Here is a 20,037-nt window from a genome sequence, read left to right as displayed (position 1 = left end):
TTGTTATCGCTTTTTTTATTTTATGTATAGTTGTATTAAATCATTTAAAAAAAGATTAATTTTATAATAGCGTATTATTTAAAATTTACTAAATTAAACTAGTGACTAACTTGGCATAAGAGTGTCTAAAAATACGTTATAATCTAAATATAAAAATGAAAATACGAGAATGGATTTTATTGCTTGTTGTTCTAAAAATAGGAAGCGATGCTTACGGGCAATCTTTAAGTAATGAAAAAATAAAAAGTCAAATCGAATTCTATAAAAATGATATTCGAGGAACTTATAAAAGTATCCAATGGTTTTGTGACGATGGGACTATGCGAGCCGCAAAAGATCCTTGTCCGGACGATATAGGTGGCGTGCAGCATGCTACTTATAAAAATGAGGTTGTTGCTTTAGGTAAAAGTAATGCTGTTTTTTTAGGACAAATTTTGGCTTATACCGATAAAACTGATTTTTGGGATGCTTCAAAAAATCATTCACGCTTAAAACAATTTCAACTTGGTAAATATTTAGCGCGTACAGATGATGGTTGGGTTAACCAAAAAGGCCAATTTTATCGTGGTGCTATACAAATTGAAGATGAAGAAGTTTGGGGAGTAAGATTTTACAAATGGCTACTTACAAAAGATGATGTGCTTGTAAAAGATTATTACTTAGTGTTGCAATCGTTAAAAGATGTACCACATCAAGGCGATGATGATTTATCGCAATTAATGAGAGCGCAATCTAAAGTGCTTTCCGATCAATTTGGAAAATTTATGGATTTACGAGTTAAAATCCACAGTAATCCTGAGCCTATAGATATTGAAAAGACATTTGCTTTTAAAAAAGAAAATAGCTTAAAATTAACAACCGAACTTAATAAAAAGATAGACGAGTTGGTTTTAACTATGGAAAAATTTCATAAGCCAGTAAGTTTAGATGGATTGATGAAGCTTGTTAATAAACTGCGAGCAGAATCTAACTTAAAAAAATCTATAAAAGCATTTGTAACTACACATAATAAAACCTCTGATGCAGCTGAACTTACTAAAGAAACGGCTAAAGTATTATTAGATATTCGTAAACATGTTGTTATCGAAAAAGGTGGTGCACACAGGTTGTTACTTTTAGATATTGCTAATAAACTAGAGGCTGTTGTTTTTAAAACATCGGCAGAATGGCATCCAAAAACAGTTGGAGAACAGTTAGAGAAAGTACATGCTTTAGCTATGGCTGCTGCAGGAACAGGCGCTATTGAATTATGGGAGTGGGAACAAGTGGCTCCGCGCTTACAACCAAGTTTATCTGTGAAATCTACTCTAGGCGACCTTACTAAAAAGTTAGAAACAGCACGTGGTGTTGTAGAATGGAGTTCGGCAATGGTAAAAGCAAACTATCAAGATATAGTAAATGTATATACAGGTTTTGAGCCAAAGGCATATAGTTTTATAGACGATCGTATACGCTCGTCTGTGGCATTGCAATTGGGGCAAACGGTTGGAGATTTGGGGGTGTTTATCGCAAATCAATCTTCGTTATCTAATAAAGTAATGAATTTATCAAACCAAAGTAGTGTACGTGGTTTAAATCCTGGCTACGCTTTTGGCGAGTTAGTTGTTGTAAATGGTAATCCGGATGATGTAGAAGTATCTAGCGATAAAATTTACATTTTTGAACGTGCTCCGGCCGATTTAAAACCGGTTGCAGGTATTGCAACGGTTGCCGAAGGTAATTTGGTTTCGCATGTACAATTATTAGCTAGAAATTTAGGAATTCCAAATGCAGCCTTATCCGATGAGAATTTGAAAGCTTTAATGGCTTTTAATGGTAAAAAAGTGTTTTATGCTGTATCGAACAAAGGCACCGTGATTTTAAAAGAAGCCACTAAAATGACTACTGAAGAAAAGGAATTATTTGCTAAAAAAGTGCGTAAAGAAGATAAAATAGAAGTACCTGTAGAGGAGATTCGTTTAGATCAAACCAAAATATTAAATCTGCGTGAGGTTGATGCATCAGATTCTGGGAAGTTATGCGGACCAAAAGCAGCCAATCTTGGGCAATTAAAATCAATGTTTGAAGATAATGTTGTAGAAGGTTTTGTAATTCCGTTTGGTATTTTTAGAACACACATGAATCAGGTTATGCCTAATCAAGGTAAAACATATTGGGAGTTTTTAAATGCAATGTTTGCTGAGGCTGAAGTAAAAAGATCTCAAAATATTTCTGAAATAGAGGTAGAGAATTTTCAATTAAAACAATTAGAAATTCTACGTGCAGCTATTAAAATTATGCCACTTAAAACTGATTTTACAGACGATATTTCTAAATCGTTCCAATCTATTTTAGGCAAACCTATCGGAAGCGTTCCTGTGTTTTTGCGCAGTGATACTAACATGGAAGATTTAAAAGATTTTACAGGCGCAGGACTTAACCTTACCATTTTTAACGCTGTTGAAAAAGAGAAAATTCTACAAGGTATTAAAGATGTTTGGGCATCACCTTATGTAGAGCGTAGCTTTAAATGGAGACAGAAATATTTACTAAATCCAGAAAACGTATTTCCTTCTATTTTAGTTATTCCATCGGTAGATGTGGATTACTCTGGGGTGTTGATTACAAAAGGAATTTCTTCTGGTAATGAAGACGATTTAACCATTGCTTTTAGTCGTGGTGCAGGTGGTGCCGTAGATGGGCAATCTGCCGAAACACATAATATAGGTGTAGATGGTAAAGCGCAATTACTGTCGCCTGCTCGAGAAGCTTTATATAACACATTGCCGATAACAGGTGGTACAGGTAAAGAGGTTGCTACTTTTGAAAAACCAATTTTAAACGCTCAAAATATTTTAGAAATAAGCGAATTATCAAAAACAATTAGAAAAACTTTAGCGAAGAAAACAAAATCGGACTACAAGGGTACGTATGATGTGGAGCTTGGCTTTAAAGATAATAAACTTTGGTTATTTCAAATTCGTCCATTTGTAGAAAACAAAAAAGCATTAGGATCAGATTACTTAAAAAGTATTACGCCTATTGTTAATATTCAAAAAGAAATTTCACTGAACACACCATTATAAAATCATGATTAAAACATTTAAATTATTAGCAATAGCCTTATGTTGTATGGCTTTTACTATTCCGGTAAACAATACTATCTATCCTATAGATGGGTATCAGTATTCTGGAATAAAGCGGTTAAAACATTTACAGCTATCTATTTCGGGCGATTTACCAGATGCGAAATTGCCATTGGGTGCTTATAAAAGTATTAATGATATTAAGTTGAATTTGCTCACTAAATCTCAATATAATACAGGAGATATTTTAAAGGAAAACCCTGCATTCCAAAAAAAGATAGATGCATTATTTCCTAGGTTAGATAAAAGTTATTCTGTTGCAATTTTAGATATTTCTAAACCAGATAGTTTACGATATGCACAACAAAACGAGACTAGAGGTTATCAACCAGGTAGTGTTGGTAAATTGGTTGTTGTTACTGCGTTATTCGATCAATTAGCTAAAATTTATCCTAATGATTACAGCAAGCGCGTGGCGTTATTAAAAACTAAAATAGTAAAAGGAGGCAATTGGGTGTTAACAGATGAGCATACCATTCCTGTTTTTAATATTGAAACTAATAAATTGGTAAAGCGCCAAGCGGTAGCTAGCGATGTGTTTTCTCTTTTTGAGTGGGCAGATCATGCCTTATCGGTTAGTAATAATGGTGCAGCGAGTGTGGTTTGGCGAGAGGCTTTATTAATGGCTGCATTTGGTGAAAAATATCCAACAATGACGCAGGCAGATGCCGATGCCTATTTTAGCGCAGGTCCTAAAAACGATATTACCGAGCTTGCTATATCTATAGTAAATCAACCTTTAAGAGATTTGGGAATCACTGAAGATGAATGGCGTTTAGGAACATTCTTTACACGCGGAGTAAACCCCTATGTTGGTAGTAAAGGCGGTAGTATTGGTTCGCCATTAGGCTTAATGAAATGGATGTTACAATTAGAACAAGGGAAAATTGTAGATAAGCAATCAAGTTTAGAAATAAAACGTTTAATGTACATGACAGATAGAAGAATACGCTACGCACAAGCACCAGAATTGCGTGATGCTGCAGTATATTTTAAATCTGGAAGTTTATATAAATGTGATAAAGAAAAAGATCAGGCTTGCGGTAAATATAAAGGCAATGTATTTAATTACATGAATTCTGTTGCTATTGTAGAGCATGAAGATGGCTCAAAATATATGGTGTGTTTAATGACTAATGTCTTAGGAAAAAACTCTGCAGGAGATCACTTGGCTTTAGCCAGTAGAATAGATAAGGCCGTAAGAGAATAGAAAAAAAGTCTTTTGGGAATTTAAAATGAATCTCAGGTTATGTATGTAACCTGAGATTTTTTTATACCATTGTGTTAATCGCTTTCTGCGCAAACTCTTGTATGCGTTTATCTTTACTTGTTAGTAAAGGCGTAATAAGTTCGTTGTATGTTGAACTTTCTTTTTTTTCCAATAAGTATAAAACGGCAAGTTTCAGTTTTACATCTTTACCGTTTAGTATATTCTGAAAACATTCCATTTCTGTTAATTTATTCTTGCTAATAGTTTCAATAACTTCTTCCGAAGAGGTATCAAGTATAGTCGCCTCAACAATTGGGATTAACACACTTTTTAAATTAGGATTCAGTAGAATATCTAAAAACTCAATAGCATTAGTTCTTTTATCTTGCTCATCGCTTAAAATACCTTTGTATGCCATGCGTACATCATTTTGAGCGTAGCGTAATTCAAGAAGTTTAAAAATACGTTGTAAGCCGTTTTCTAGCCTACGTTCTAACAATTCAATTAAGCTTTCACGGGCTTTCATTTCTTCATCAGGAATAGTTGCTTTTAGTTTTTTACGACGTAAATAATGCACAATAATTTGGGTGTGCATTGCATTTATCGAGCTATTGTATAGTTTACATTCCTCCAGAATTAATTTGGCGACTTGCTTTTCATTAAAATGTAAATTTTGGTTAGTTTCCTTTAATTTAGAGAGCTGAGCAACACATTCTAATCGTATCGATAAATCTTCCGAATCTTTAAAACTAATCAACATTGTATCCACAGCGTTTTGAGAATTAAAGGCCGAAATAGCTTTTGGAATAAAACGTCTAATAGCAATATCAATATCGTCAATAAATAGCTTTTCTTTTAAAACAAGCAACATAGCGTTTCCGTAGTTAATCAATGCTTTTATAGCGCTTTCGCGGAATGTTTTATCTAGTAATTTATACAATAGGGCATCAACAAAAAATGAATTTATAGTATTTCCAGCAGCAACAATAGCTTCGCCTTGTAACGCCGGGTTATTATTGTTTTCTAAAGCATTTAGAATAGTAGGATATCCTTTTTTATAGTCCGAAAAACCAATTAAATGTAGTAGTTTTATTTCTTCTTTAAGCTGCAATTCTTCCGGTAAGGTCATTATGCTACTTTTCTTGTTTTCTATGCGATCAAAAAGATTGTATTTAACGCGCAAAGAGTAGTTGTCTCTAGATTCTTTTGCTAAGCAAAGCAAGGCCGCATCAGAAATAAAGGTGTCTTTATGGTCTAAATAACTATCAAAAACAATGGCTTCTTCGTTGTCTGCATGCAGTAATAAATACTCTAGTGTTGCCATAACTAGGTTTTCATCTTGAGTGTTTAAAAAGGGGATAACTTCGAGATAAATACTTTTTTCATTTAAGAAAAATAGATTGCGTAATGCTTCAGCTTTAATTTTATTAGAAGAATGATTTAACAATGCAGAAATAGGAGCAACTAAACGCTTGTCATTAATTTCTTTAGCCTTATCGAGCATGAACAAAATTTCGTTGTCTTCACCATTTTTAAATACATTGTGCATGCCTTTTAAAAAAGATTCTTTTGATACCGTTTCTTTTCGTTTTTTATTAGTGACAGGCACTATGGCTTCTAGGTTTTTTTTAAAGGATAAGAAATATTCTTTTCTAACTTTAAATACAAAATAAGTCCATGTAAAGGTGAGTAAAACAATGAGCGTTATAATATACATTGGCGAAACATTGAGCCCTTTTATCAAGAAAATTAAAATACAACCCGCTATACCAGTGGCTATACTATCGACCACTACATCAATAAAAGATTTGGTTCTTTTTTTTAACTGAAAAGGTAGCGGTAAAGCAATGAGTTCTACAGCAGATTTATTTATGGATTGTTTTAAACTAGCATCTGATGATTTTAGCAAAATAACCACCCAAAGTTCTGGAAAAACAAAGAATAACAATCCGCCTAAAAAAATAAGGATTGGTAATAGTAATAAAGAGAATCCAACTCCCCAAACACCCACAATTTTTCTTGTTAAAAATAATTGAAGGAATAGGGACGCCACGTTGAAAGACGATAACCAAAACCCAAAAAATGAGGTAAGCTCATCGCTATCAGTGATGCGTTCGCCAGCAATATAACTAAACTGATAATCTACTAATCTAGCTGTAATAACGCCAACGGCTATAATTGCAGCTAAATAGGTTAAATGTTTTGAACTTAAAATTAGTTTTAACGGGTTTTCTTCGGAAACAGAAATACGTTTTTTCTGTTTAAAAGTGTTTAATACTGACACTTTTATTTTCCAAATTTTATTTAATAACGGGAAGCAGAGCATTAAGAAAACTGCCGCTACAAAGATGAGGTTTTCATTACCTATAAAAGGAGCAAGTATCGTGGTAAGATATCCTCCGAAAATACCACCAGTAATAGCACCTGCACCTATAAAACCGAATAAACGTTTAGCCTCTCGAACATTAAAAACAAGATTAGCTAATACCCAAAATTGAGAAGTTGCTAATACGGCATAAATGGCTACTCCGGTATAAAAAGCATATAAAACCCAGCCTTTTATTAAATTAAGATGTAAAAGCGATCCTAGAATAGCAAGGCTAATAATGCTAAAAATTAAGGTGAATTTAATAATGTTATTTAGCGGAAAACGCTCGGTTGCTTTAGAGTAAAAATAAGAACTAATTACGGCTGTAACAGCAACTAGTAAATACGCAAAAGGAAGGTTTTCTGCACCTAATTCCGAAATGAAAAGCGCACTAACTGCTGGTTTAATAATTAAAAGTGTGGCAATTATTAAAAATATATAGCCCTGCATAAGTAGGGCTATTTTTAATTCTCCATCTCGAATATCAAATATTTTTTTTAAAGCTGTTTTTATCATTTAAGTAAGCTATTCCGGATGTTTTATTTTACTATTAAGTTATAAAAAATGATTAAATATTCAGTACTTTTTCAATAGGAACTACTAAGTCTCTAATAATTTGTTCTCCGTTTTCATCATTTATTAAGGCTACTAAAATATAGCGACGACCAGGATCTCCCCAAACTAATATAGAATCTGAATGAAACGTTTTCCATGAGCCCGATTTACGAAACAAACGTGCTCTAGGTGCTATTCTATCTAATGTGTTTACAAATTTATGATGTAAAGCAGGATCTTCTAAAATATCTAGCATTTGTTTAGATCGTTGCGTATTTACAAGTTCACCTTTGTAAAGCATATAGTAAAATCGGCATACCTGAGTTACAGTTGCGGCATGACTTAAGTTTTTTATAGGCTCTCGATTGGTTGCGCCTCCGGCAGCATAGCGTTTCCCTACCCATAAGCCTCCTCCTGTCTCCTCATCATAAAGATTGTATTTGTCACTAGTGAGTACTTTTTCAATTTTATCATAACCCAAACGGTCTATCATTCTTGTGGTTGCCGCGTTGTTAGAGTTACTTATCATCAACTTCATATCGTTTTTAATATCGGCTGTTTCAATAAGCTCCTTTTTTTCTATAGCATCCATTGCTGCTAGTAATACAGCAATTTTTGGTAAGCTTGCAGCATACATCATTTCATTACCGTTTACTCGGGCGAATTTAATGTTATTTTTATCAGATAAATCAACCAGACCGATAGCCATTTTGTTCTGACTAATAAGAGTTTTCCAATCGGAATGTTTACTCATTTCAGAATCTAATTTTTTCTGAAGTGTATTATCTAAAAGAGATCTAAGCGGTTTAGTAGCCGTATTAGCTTTTACAGGCAATTCTTGTGCTTGTGCAAAAGTTAATATTCCCAAAAGGGCGAAATATAATATAAATTTATTTTTCATTTTAGTCTTTAATTAGTCCTAATCCGGCTGCTTTACTTGGATATAAAATACCTTTGTCTAGTTTAAATAATCCTTTAAAAGGATCTGCAATCATATCTAAATGCCCATCAAGGTCTGCAAATTTTATATTTTGTCTAGAAAGCGCAAAGTGCAATCCTGCCGAAATACCTAATCTACATTCGTCTATACAACCTACCATAGCTTCTAAGCCCGCAGATTGAGATACCGAGTTGATGTGCATAGCTTCGCGAATACCACCAACTTTCATCAGTTTTATATTCACCATGTCTACACGTTCATTTTGAGCTAAACGAAACGTGTCTTTTAATGTTTTTACACTTTCGTCTGCCATAACGGGAATACCTGTGTTTTTTGTTACTTGGCCAAGAAGTTCGTCCATACCTTCTTTGGTTGGCTGTTCAAAAATTTCAATACCCACTTTTTTAGTCCCTTCAAAAAACGCAATGGCTTGTTTTACAGTATAACCTTGGTTTCCATCGAAGCGCAATTGCGTACTTGGGAACATATCGCGCAAGCGTATCATTTTTTCTATATCTTCTTCTACGGAAAGTCCGCCTTTAATTTTCAGAATAAAAAAACCTTCTTTTACATAATCTCCGGCAATGCGCAACGTGTCTTCAATAGGTAAAATACCTAAAGTGATACTTGTTGGGATGCTATGGCGATAACCTCCTAAAAATTGATATAAAGGTGTATCGATTTTTCTAGCAACTAAATCTAGTAAAGCCATGTCTACCATAGCTAAGGCCGATGATTTTCGTTTTAGAAGTGGTTTTAAATCATGCAGAATCTCGGTACTCATAAAGCTGTTTTTTCCTTTTAGAAAAGGAATAATAATATCTTTAATGTCTTGCTCAACTTCTTGAGGAGATTCTCCAGTAACCACAGCGTCTGGTGCCGCACAACCATAACCAATAGCTAGTGTATCTGTTTCAATTTTAAGAATGAAATTTACAGCTTTCGATATGGTTTCGTAAGCGATAGTATAAGGCTCTGAAAGCTTTAAATCTAGACGCTCGTATGATACATTGGTTATTTTCATTATAGTTTAGAATCTAACAATTCTACTAGTTCATCCGTGCCATGTGCTAAAACATCAAATGCAGGTAAACCTGTTTGTTTAGTAATTGCTTGGCATGCAGGTGTAATTTCTTCAGCCGTCATACCTTCATGGTTTACAGTAATAGCCAATACTTTTACACCAGAAATAGTTTCGATTGCTTGAATTTGTTTTTTTAATGTATGCAATTTATAGCCAGGAAAACCATCGTATTCCTTACGCGTAGGTGCATGTTGTAAGATAACATAATTTGGACGTCCAGCAGCCAGAATTTCGAAACCACCAGGATAAGCAGGGTTCATTAAACTACCTTGTCCTTCGATTACAATAACGTCTGGTTTTTCGTTTTTGTAAGCGCTAACAACGGCGTGTTCTATTTCACCCGAAACAAAATCGTTAATACAACTATCCATAATCATGCTGTATTTAGCACCTTGCATCCAAGCAGTTTGCCCAGTACCAATCATTTCTGCACTGCGGCTTGCTTTACGTAAACCTTGCACGATTAACCATGCTGTGGTACGTTTGCCAATAGCAGAATCTGTCCCTAAAACAGCAAGTTTTAAACAGTCTACTTTTTCAATATCTCCAGAGAAAAAATGCAGTGTATCACGATCTGGCGTTTTGCGTACATCACGAATGCGGCTACCTTTTTCTTTTGCTATTTTTACAAGCTCTTCATCGTTTGTTAAAAAATCGTGTAAACCACTATCTACGTTCCAGCCTAAGGTAAGTGCTTGTTTTATGGTAGCTTTAGCTTCTTGCGGTAATCGTCCTCCATCGGGAGCTAGGCCTATAACCAAGGTTTTAGGTAAAGCACCAGAGTTTTTTAATTCTTTAATAGCAGAAGTTAAATCTTTAAAAATTATAATACCATTCTTTTTTCCGTCTAATGTTTTTCCAGCATCTTGACCTTCATATTTGCTATCAATAACGCCAACAACTTCGTAGCGTTCTGTAAAACGTACTAAGCCGTGAGCCGTTTTGCCATTAGGTGTATTAAATGCGCCTTCACAATATACAAGTGCGCGTCCGTCTATTTTCTTTTTCATCTTTAATTTAGTTTTTAAAATATGCTTAATTAAGCGTATTTATTAGTTTTTTGCTGTTAAGACTGCCACAAAGCGGTCTGGTTCAAAATTTAGTTTTTCATCGAGTTCTAGCAATCCAATAAGTCCTGCGGTTGAGGCAGGTAATATTTTTAACCCTTCTTTTTTTAGAAGAAAAGTTGCCATCTCTTTCATTTTCTTGTCACTTACGTTAAAAGCATCTCCTTCAGATTCTTTTAATGCAAATAAAGCTTCATCGCCATCAAAACTATGCCAATTTATAAGCGGTTCATTATAAATAGTTTCTTTTATAGCCTTGGGGTCTAAATCTTCACAAGAGCTTAATCCTTTTTTAAAAGAACTCACAATTGGGTTTTTATGTGAGGATGAGGCTGCTATCATTTTTGGTATACGCGATGTTTTACCACGCTTGTAAAGCGTAACAAAACCTCTATATATTCCAGCAAATAAAGTGCCGTTAGAAACTGGTGCAGCGCAATATTTTGGGGCATCACCTAGATCTTCCACGATTTCGTAAGCTATTTGTGCATAAGCCGTAATTTGTAAGGGTGTATTGGCTCCGCCTGGGTTGGCATCATACCAGCCGTACTCAAAAGCATAATCTGTGCTAGATTTTACAACATCTTCATAGCTGCCTTCCAACTTTATAATTTCCGCGTTAAGCATTTCCATTTCCTTAATACGCTCGGTATGGTAACTTTCAGGAATAAACACTTTACATTTTAAGCCCGCTAAATTTGCTGCCAATGCTACCGCCACACCATAATTACCGCAGGTTGCTAAAGAAATAGTATCGTAATCGCGACGCAAAGCATCATACACCTGTGCAAAGGCAATACGGTCTTTTTGCGTGCCTGTTGGGTTATCTCCTTCATATTTAATGTATAGTTGGCGAATATCGAATTCGCGCTCTAAAGCTTTCGCTCTATTTAATCCGGTATCTCCAACTTCAATATTTATAATATCTTCAAAATATTCCAACCTATCGATTAGTGATTTGGTTTTGTTTTTTACAAAATCACTTAGTTTTCTGGTTTCCGAAGAGACCTTTATCTCCGCATTTTTTACGCCATCTCTTAATAACATAGCATTGTTAGATTTATTAATTGCGTATCTAATTTATACACAAAAAGAATATAAAGGGCAATTTTTTAGATAAATTTTTATTAAATTTTTTAGTGCTTTTTTATGATAAAAAAGCTGAGTATTTGAAGCTGGTTTTTACGCATGAAATGTTGGCTAATGCATCAGGTTTAACAGCTGTTATTGATTTTTATATCACCAAATATTTTATGTTTTTTCGCTAAAACATTTAAAATTGAAACCATAAAATCTGGTTTTTGTTTTTGTAACATCTGGCAATAACTGTTTCTATAGATGCAAATTATAGAGCCAGGCGCATCATTTGTTTCATAGAATGATTGATTTGTAATATAGGATAGGCTTTTCTGTACGTAGCTTTGAATATGAATTTTCAATTTAGGGTTGAATTCAATTTATTTATTATGAATGAAAACTAAATAGTAAAAACTTAACAATAATATAAGAAGGTAAATTATGAAATTTTTTATTGATACAGCAAACTTAAGTGATATTGCAGAAGCTCAAGTTTTGGGTGTTTTAGATGGCGTAACAACAAACCCATCATTAATGGCAAAAGAAGGTATTACCGGAAGCGATGCGATTTTGGGACATTATAAAAAAATATGCGAATTAGTTGAAGGCGATGTAAGTGCAGAAGTGATTTCTACCGATTACGAAGGTATGATAAAAGAGGGTGAAGCTCTAGCAGCATTGCATCCACAAATTGTAGTAAAACTGCCTATGATTGCTAATGGCGTAAAAGCTTGTAAATATTTTACGGATAAAGGAATTAGAACGAACGTAACGTTGGTTTTTTCGGCAGGGCAGGCTTTGTTAGCAGCTAAAGCGGGAGCGACTTATGTTTCGCCTTTTTTAGGCCGTTTAGATGATATTTCTACAGATGGTTTAAACCTAATTAGCGAAATAAGGTTAATTTATGATAATTATGGTTTTGAAACACAAATTTTAGCGGCATCTATTAGAAATACTATGCATGTTATTAACTGTGCAAAAATTGGCTCTGATGTTATGACGGGGCCACTATTATCAATCACAGGTTTATTAAAGCACCCTTTAACTGATAGTGGTTTGGCTAAATTTTTAGAAGACTATAAGAAAGGTAATGGGTAGGATGTAATAAAAATAATATTTACTTTTAAAGAGTAAATAAAAACTAAATTAGATTTCGGAGTATTTGATTTAATTCTCCGAAATTTAAACCAAAACCAATTAACCAACCAAAACTAAATCTAATGAGAATTTTTACAGTACTCTGTTTTTTAATTACCCAGTTAACTTTTTCGCAATATAAAGATGTAAAAGTAGAAGGCACATTAAAAAAATGGCAAAAAATAACACTAAGTTTTACTGGAGACTCTTTTAGTGAGAGCCAAGAAGATAATCCGTTTTTAAACTACAGACTTAACGTTGTTTTTAAAAGTAAAAACAAAACGTATTCCGTTCCTGGATTTTATTCTACAGATGGTAATGCTTCTGAAACAAGTGCGAAAGATGGTAAGGTTTGGCAAGTTCGATTTACTCCAGATGAAGTTGGCACATGGACTTACGAGGTATCTTTTAGAAAAGGAAACAATATAGCTATAGATGATAATAAAGAGGCCGGAGAATCGGTTGCTTTTGATGGTGTAAAAGGTGATTTTGAAATTACTAAACCAGATGAGCAAGTAAAAGGAAGATTGCAATATACAGGCGATAGATATTTGCACTATGCAGAAAATAATACACCATTTTTAAAAGGAGGAACGGATAGTCCTGAAAACTTTTTAGGATATTATGAGTTCGATCAAACACCTGATAAACACCGATACCAACCACATTTTAAAGATTGGGAAAATGGAGATCCAACATGGCAAAATGGAAAAGGGAAAAAAATTATTGGTGCATTAAATTATCTAGCATCAAAAGGCATGAACTCTGTTTATTTTTTAACCATGAATGTGCAAGGCGATGGAAAAGATGTTTGGCCATGGACAGACGAGAATGAGCGTTACCGCTTTGATTGTAGTAAGCTAGACCAATGGGAAATTGTTTTCGATCACATGGATAAGTTAGGTTTAATGCTACATATTGTAACTCAGGAAACAGAAAACGAGTTGTTAATGGATATTGGTGAACTTGGAGTACAAAGAAAACTATATTACAGAGAATTAATAGCAAGATTTTCGCATCATTTAGCAATAACATGGAATTTAGGAGAAGAAAATGGTCCTGTACATTGGTCGCCAAAAGGTCAAAATGATAGCGATAGAAAAGCTATGGCTAAGTACATTAAAACCCATGATCCTTATAAGAGTTTAGTGGTTTTGCACACGCACTCTCAGCCAAAAGAACAAGATTTATTTTTAAATCCGTTATTAGGCTATCCGTTTTTAGATGGGCCTTCGTTGCAAACACACGAACCTGATTTAGTACATAACATTACAAAAAAATGGATAGACCAATCTCAAGAAAATGGAAGAAATTGGGTTGTAAATCAAGATGAAATTGGCCCTGCCGATACTGGAGCAAAACCAGATAAGGACGATCCTAATCATGATGATATTAGACACAAAGTGTTATGGGGGAATTTAATGGCTGGTGGTGCTGGTGTAGAGTGGTATTTTGGATATAAATTTGACCACAACGATTTAAAATGTGAAGATTGGCGCTCTAGAGATGCCGTTTGGAATCAAACTAGATATGCTTTAGAGTTTTTTCAGAAGTATTTACCTTTTACAGAAATGCAATCGGCCGATGGTTTAACTGATAATCCAGACGATTTTGTTTTTGCTAAAAATGATGATACCTATGCTATTTATTTACCAGAAGTGAAAGAAACAAAAATTAACTTATTTGGTTCTAAAAATACGTTTTCAGTAAAATGGTATAATCCAAGAACAGGCGAAGCCCTGCAAAATGGAACAATAGAAAAAATACAAGCCGGACAAAAAGTGGATATTGGTTTTCCTCCAAATAAAGAAAAAGATTGGGTGGCTTTATTAACCTTAAAAAGTAAAAAGAAAAAAGGAACTTCGGAAACTAAAAAAGAAGTAGTAACCTTAAATGCTTTAACGGATTTTGAGATAGAAACAGATAATAACAACGCGGTATATTATAAAGATAAGTCCAATAACGTTTTAGCTATAAACGCTGCAGATAAAGACCAACGCTCTAAATTTGCTTATGCTAGAACTAGATTTAGCGGATTATCTGGATTGTACAACTTGACGTTGATTTCTATGGCCGAGAACGATGGGGAATCGGAATACGTTATTTTAAAGAATGGTGAGGTTGTGAGTAATATAACAAACTCGGAAACCGATAAAATATTTAATATTGAACGTCACGAAATGGGCCAGTTTTTTATTGCAGAAAATGATATTATCCAAATAACATCTAAAGCGGTAACTAATAAAAAAATACCAGAAAATGGGGGAACCGCATGGTCTAGAGGACGATGGAGTCAACTTGTTTTAGTTCCGGATGGTTTGGTAACACCTGAGATGCTACAAGCAGAAATACCTTTTATAGAAAAAGAAGGTGTATTAGAAATTGAGGCTGAGGACTTTCATTATAATTCAAAAAACGGAACAAATAGAGAATGGATTGTTAAAAATGCTAAAGAGAAAACAGACCAAAGTAAAACAGCAAGTTCTCATAAATATATTGAGGCATTTCCGGATACTCGGGTTACTCATGACGATGTTTTAATTAAAGGAGAAAACTTTTTCCCGCTGCCTGGTGTTGGCGGTATGGTTTCATATAAAATAAAAATAAATACATCTGGGCGTTATTATGTTTGGGCAAGCGTTTATTCTAGTGGAGCAGAAGATAATGGCGTACATGTTGGGGTAAATAACACTTGGCCAGAAAGCGGAGCGCGTATGCAATGGTGCAAAGGTAAAGATAAATGGACCTGGTCATCGGCGCAGCGTGCAACAGATAATCATTGTGGTACGCCAAAAACTATATTTTTAGATTTAGAAAAAGGAGAATCGATTTTATCGTTCTCTATGCGCGAAGATGGTTTAAAAATGGATCGAATTATTCTAACAAATGATGTTAACTTTAGTCCTAAATAAATTGTAATAATATGCAGCTAAAAAGATGCACTAATCTTTTAATGTTTTTAAGCTTTCTGTTAACCCTGAATTTTTGGGGACAAACACCTATTCAAGATTTTAATTTTGTTAATATCAGGGAAGGTATTTCTAAAGTAGGTATATATTCCATAACCCAAGATCATCATGGGTTTATGTGGATTTGTACTAACGGATCGGGTTTATATAAGTTTGATGGTATTGATTATACATCATACAAATTTAAAGTTGAAGATTCTACCTCATTGCGGAGTAATCTTGTTTTTTCATCTTATTTAGATAAAAAAAATAGGTTATGGGTAGGTACGGAAGATGGTTTAAATCTCTACAATAGGGATTTAGATCAGTTTGAAAAAATACCGGTTGGTAATACCGATGAGATTGGTATTTCAGTATTAAGTATTAAAGAAGATCATCATGGCAATCTTTTAATAGGGACAAGAGGTTTAGGTTTGTTTCTCATGAATTTAGAAACTCGAGAAGTCGTAAGGGTGATTGATACAGATAGATATCCTGCTATAAATGCTATAGAAATTTGCAATAAAACAGTGTTTTTAGGAACAAGTGTAGGGCTTCGTGTATTGGATTATTCTAATAATAAAATTAGAAAACCACATAATAATAGCAACGCCAATTTTAATCTACCTATACAAACATTAAAACGGAGTAATAATAATAATAATAATAATAATTTATGGGCGGGAACTTACGGAAACGGTGTTATTAAGTATCTATTAGAAGACGATACCATTACTGAATATTCAAATTTTGAAATAAGTAATAAGCGCATACTTGCAATGATTCAGTTGCCAGATAATTCCATATTAATTGGCTCTGAGAATGATGGACTTTTTCATATTAATTCTAATGGAGAACTTATAAAGCGATACTTGTATCATAAAAGAGATGAAAATAGCATTCTTTCAAACTCTATTTGGTCTTTATTTCTAGATAAGGAAGAGCGCATTTGGCTTGGCTACTATAACAGCGGTGTTGCTGTAAGCGATAAACTTTTTGATAAATTTGGTAATATAGAAAGTTTAACAAGCAATGTAAACTCTTTGCAAACAGGTTCTGTAACCGGTATTGTTGAAGATAGTAAAGATAAACTTTGGGTTTCTACAGATGGTGGAGGCATTGATGTTATAGATATTAAAAATTCAAAATTTAATCATATAAATCTTTCTAATACCGAGCATTATACGGGGTTAACTAGTAATTATATTCAAACTGTTTTTATTGATAGTAAAGAAAATGTTTGGGCAGGAAGCTGGGATAATGGTTTTTATGTGCTTAAAAAAGACAAAAATAAGTTTGAAAATATTAATGTAGAAAACGCTCAAGGCAATCTAATTTCAAATGCTATTTTATCTATAACAGAAGATCAAGATGGAATAATTTGGATAGGCTCTTTTTACTCCGGTATCTACACTTATAACACGGAAACAGATGTGCTTAAAAATTATAATTCTGGCGCATTTGAAAGTATTTCAACAACCGATGTTAGAAAAATTTTAGTCGATAAAGATAATACCATTTGGTTTGGAACTACCGCTGGGCTTTTCAAAATAACTAAAAGTAAAAATGATGAATTGGAACTTGCTTCCCTAGAAAAACAGATGTCGCAGGCGCCAAATAATCAAAAAAGTGCCAATCATATTTTATCATTATATCAATGTTCTAACCAATATATTTGGATAGGCACACGTGGCGCAGGGCTCTGTAGATACAACAAGCAAACCAACGAATTTAAATGGTATAATAAAATCACAGGCTTGCAAGAAGAAAATGTAACTGGCATTATTGAAGATAATGCTGGCGATATTTGGGTAACTGGTAATTCTGGTATTTCAAAATTAAATATTGAAACGAATGAGGTAACAAGCTACTCGTCTAACGATGGCTTATTGTCCGATGATTTTAATTTCAACGCGACTTTAAAAGATGAAGATGGTGTTCTTTATTTTGGTAATTACAAAGGCATAGATTATTTCAATCCAGAAAAATTAGAGGTAAACTCAAGCGTGCCTTCTTTATTTTTAACAGGATTAAAAATTTTCAATAAAGATGTAGTTCCAAATCAGGAAAATAGCCCACTCACTAAGGTTATTACCGAAACGGAAAGATTAGAGTTTAATTACGAGCAAACGGTATTTACTATAGAATATACCGGAATTAATTACACAAGACCAGAAAAAAATCAATATGCTTATTATTTAGAAGGCTTCGAGGAATCTTGGAATTATGTGGGCGATTTGCAAAGTGCGACCTATACAAATCTAGATTATGGTGAGTATACGTTTAAACTAAAAGCCGCGAATAATGATGGAGTTTGGAATGAAACACCGCTAACACTTAAAATAACTATGTTACCACCTTGGTGGAAAACAAATGTTGCCATGGTGTGTTACATTGCTTTATTTTTTATGGGAGTATATCTTTTAAATAGAATGACTCAAAGTAGAATAAAAGAGAAGGAAGCTATTAAAAACGAACGTATTCAGCGTGCACAAGAAGATCAGTTAAATGAGAAGAAAATTCAGTTTTTCACCAATATTTCTCACGAGTTTAGAACACCACTTACTTTAATAATTAACCCACTACAAGACATTTTGAGAGACACAGGTTTGAGTCTTCCGTTTACGGTTAAAGATAAACTAGATGTTATTTATCGAAATACCGATAGGCTTTATAGAATGATTAACGAGCTTATGGATTTTAGAAAGTTAGAACTCGATAAAGTGAATATTAGAGCTTCAGAATTCAACCTGGTAAGTTTAACAAAAGATGTGGTTGCTTTTTTTAAAGAAGAAGCGTCTAACCGAAATATTTATCTTTCTATGGATTCCGATGTGCCCGATTTACCAATTTGGGCAGATGCGAGTATGTTGGAGAAAATTATTTTTAATATTCTGTCTAACGCTATAAAAGTTACGCCAGATGGTGGTGCTATTAATGCAGATATTTTATCGACAGACGATTTGGTTTTATTCCCTTTAATAGATGAAAAAGAACCACGTAAGGCATTAGAAATCAGAATATCGGATACAGGTCCAGGATTAGAAAAAGATCAAATAAATAAAATTTTTGAACGTTTTTATCAAATTGAAAATCTCAACAAAGGATATTACGGTAGCACAGGTATAGGCTTAGAGGTTGTGCAAAGTTTTATTAAACTGCATAAAGGTAAAGTTGAAGTGGAAAGTGAAGTCGGTAAGGGTACCACATTCAGAATTCTACTTCCTGCTGGAAATACACATTTTACAAAAGAAGAACTTGCACCTCAGGTGGTTTCAGAAAGTGCGAAAAAGGAAAAATTTATATTAAATTCTGCTGTAGAGGCAACAGAAACCGATAGCGATGCGGCAAGTGGCACTAAATCTAGTACATTACTTATTGTAGAAGATAGTGTGGAGCTGAGAAAATATTTAAAAAGTGAATTAAAAAATAATTACAAAATATTGGTTGCAAAAAATGGAAAAGAAGGCTTGAAAATTGCAAAACAATCTATACCAGATATTATTCTAACCGATGTTATTATGCCAGAAATGGATGGGTTTGAGTTTTGTAAACAAATAAAGACGGATATAAAAACGAGTCATATTCCGTTATTAATGCTAACGGCTAAAACCAGAATAGACGACCGTATGGAAGGTATTGGTTTTGGTGCCGATGCGTATATGGTAAAACCGTTTGATATGCGTTTACTAAAATTACGTTTAGCGCAATTAATAACGAGTAGAAAGTTAATATTCGATAAATATTTTGGAGATATTAGTGGTAAGGAGCAAGCCGGAACTACATCTATTGATAAAGAGTTTATACAAAAAGTACTGAGCTACATAAGTGAAAACATGAGTGATTCCGATTTAAGTGTTGAGGTTTTGGCATCGCAATTAAATTTAAGTAGAAGTCAGCTTTATCGCAAAATAAAATCGCTTACAGGCCAAACGGTAAATGAGTTTTTAAGAAAAATACGTATACAGAAGGCTAAACAAATTCTTGAAACCGGAAATTCTAATATTAGCGAAGTATGCTATAAAGTAGGGTTTTCTTCACCTTCATATTTTACAAAATGTTTTAAGGCCCACTTCGGAATTCTACCTACCGAGGTTAAGGTAAAAGATGATGAGGTGTAAATAGATTATAACTTCAAAATAAAGAAGAAAAACACATAAAAGCAGCTTGTAAAAGCATAGTTTTTATGTGTTTTTTTATGCATTATAATCTGTGTTAAACGTATTCAATCTTAATATTTCTAGCTGCCTTATTTTACGTATATCAATATTTTAACATCAAGGCTGTTTTTGTAATAGATGTTGCATTTTTTGTGTCAAATGTTGTAAAACATGGGTTTATAGAGGTAATCGCAACAAAATTCTCATTGTTTGCTTAATGCGTTCTATCAAAAAAGCGATTCGTCAAGTATATTTGATTTCATAATTATTGAATATCAAAATGAAACATCGCAAAACCCTATTAAAACTTTTAGCAGAAATTTTACTGGTCTGTTTTATGCTTTTAATTTTGGTTATGATATTCAG

Annotated in this window: 10 protein-coding genes; 5 read left to right on the top strand and 5 right to left on the bottom strand. The window is 33.6% G+C overall.

Translation table 11 applies throughout. The features are described 5' to 3' along the window. The first annotated feature begins 155 nt into the window (after nt 1-155). Together GQR98_RS18530 and GQR98_RS18525 are read left to right on the top strand one after the other, a co-directional pair. On the top strand, nt 156-3,065 hold the full coding sequence (locus GQR98_RS18530) for a PEP/pyruvate-binding domain-containing protein (protein WP_159020942.1): 2,910 nt from the start codon (nt 156-158) through the stop codon (nt 3,063-3,065). A gap of 4 nt (nt 3,066-3,069) precedes the next feature. Next, the gene (locus GQR98_RS18525; protein ID WP_159020940.1) at nt 3,070-4,335 is read left to right on the top strand and encodes a hypothetical protein; all 1,266 of its coding nucleotides are present in this window, start codon (nt 3,070-3,072) and stop codon (nt 4,333-4,335) included. Between the two features lie 61 nt (nt 4,336-4,396). Here GQR98_RS18525 and GQR98_RS18520 read toward each other — a convergent pair whose 3' ends face one another. Genes GQR98_RS18520 through GQR98_RS18500 form a run of 5 tightly spaced genes read right to left on the bottom strand, consistent with a single transcriptional unit; the run spans nt 4,397 to nt 11,396 of the window. Continuing rightward, nucleotides 4,397-7,219 carry an Npt1/Npt2 family nucleotide transporter gene (locus GQR98_RS18520; RefSeq protein WP_159020938.1) on the bottom strand — a complete coding sequence of 941 codons (2,823 nt, stop codon included), beginning with the start codon at nt 7,217-7,219 and terminating at the stop codon, nt 4,397-4,399. Nucleotides 7,220-7,271: 52 nt separating this feature from the next. Then, nucleotides 7,272-8,159 carry a serine hydrolase gene (locus GQR98_RS18515; protein WP_159020936.1) on the bottom strand — a complete coding sequence of 296 codons (888 nt, stop codon included), beginning with the start codon at nt 8,157-8,159 and terminating at the stop codon, nt 7,272-7,274. Nucleotide 8,160: 1 nt separating this feature from the next. Next, nucleotides 8,161-9,222 carry a mandelate racemase/muconate lactonizing enzyme family protein gene (locus GQR98_RS18510; protein ID WP_159020935.1) on the bottom strand — a complete coding sequence of 354 codons (1,062 nt, stop codon included), beginning with the start codon at nt 9,220-9,222 and terminating at the stop codon, nt 8,161-8,163. Continuing rightward, nucleotides 9,222-10,292: a DUF1611 domain-containing protein gene (locus GQR98_RS18505; RefSeq protein ID WP_159020933.1), complete on the bottom strand. Its 1,071-nt coding sequence runs from the start codon at nt 10,290-10,292 to the stop codon at nt 9,222-9,224. Before GQR98_RS18505 ends, GQR98_RS18510 begins: the two co-directional genes overlap by 1 nt. 42 nt (nt 10,293-10,334) lie before the next feature. After that, entirely contained in the window at nt 10,335-11,396 is a 1,062-nt protein-coding gene (locus tag GQR98_RS18500; RefSeq protein WP_159020931.1) for a pyridoxal-phosphate dependent enzyme, read from the bottom strand. Nucleotides 11,397-11,867: 471 nt separating this feature from the next. Here GQR98_RS18500 and fsa point away from each other — a divergent pair, with 471 nt between their 5' ends. From fsa to GQR98_RS18485, 3 genes are all read left to right on the top strand, one after another. Beyond that, entirely contained in the window at nt 11,868-12,524 is a 657-nt protein-coding gene (gene fsa / locus GQR98_RS18495) for a fructose-6-phosphate aldolase (protein ID WP_159020930.1), read from the top strand. 122 nt (nt 12,525-12,646) lie between these two features. Then, nucleotides 12,647-15,475 carry a DUF5060 domain-containing protein gene (locus GQR98_RS18490; RefSeq protein ID WP_159020928.1) on the top strand — a complete coding sequence of 943 codons (2,829 nt, stop codon included), beginning with the start codon at nt 12,647-12,649 and terminating at the stop codon, nt 15,473-15,475. Between the two features lie 11 nt (nt 15,476-15,486). Continuing rightward, nucleotides 15,487-19,632: a two-component regulator propeller domain-containing protein gene (locus GQR98_RS18485; protein WP_159020926.1), complete on the top strand. Its 4,146-nt coding sequence runs from the start codon at nt 15,487-15,489 to the stop codon at nt 19,630-19,632. Nucleotides 19,633-20,037: the final 405 nt, after the last annotated feature.

Source organism: Algibacter sp. L3A6 (assembly GCF_009796825.1).
In the GTDB taxonomy this organism is placed as follows: domain Bacteria; phylum Bacteroidota; class Bacteroidia; order Flavobacteriales; family Flavobacteriaceae; genus Algibacter.
Note: the sequence above shows the minus strand (reverse complement) of the source record. Positions and strands in the feature narration are given on the sequence as shown.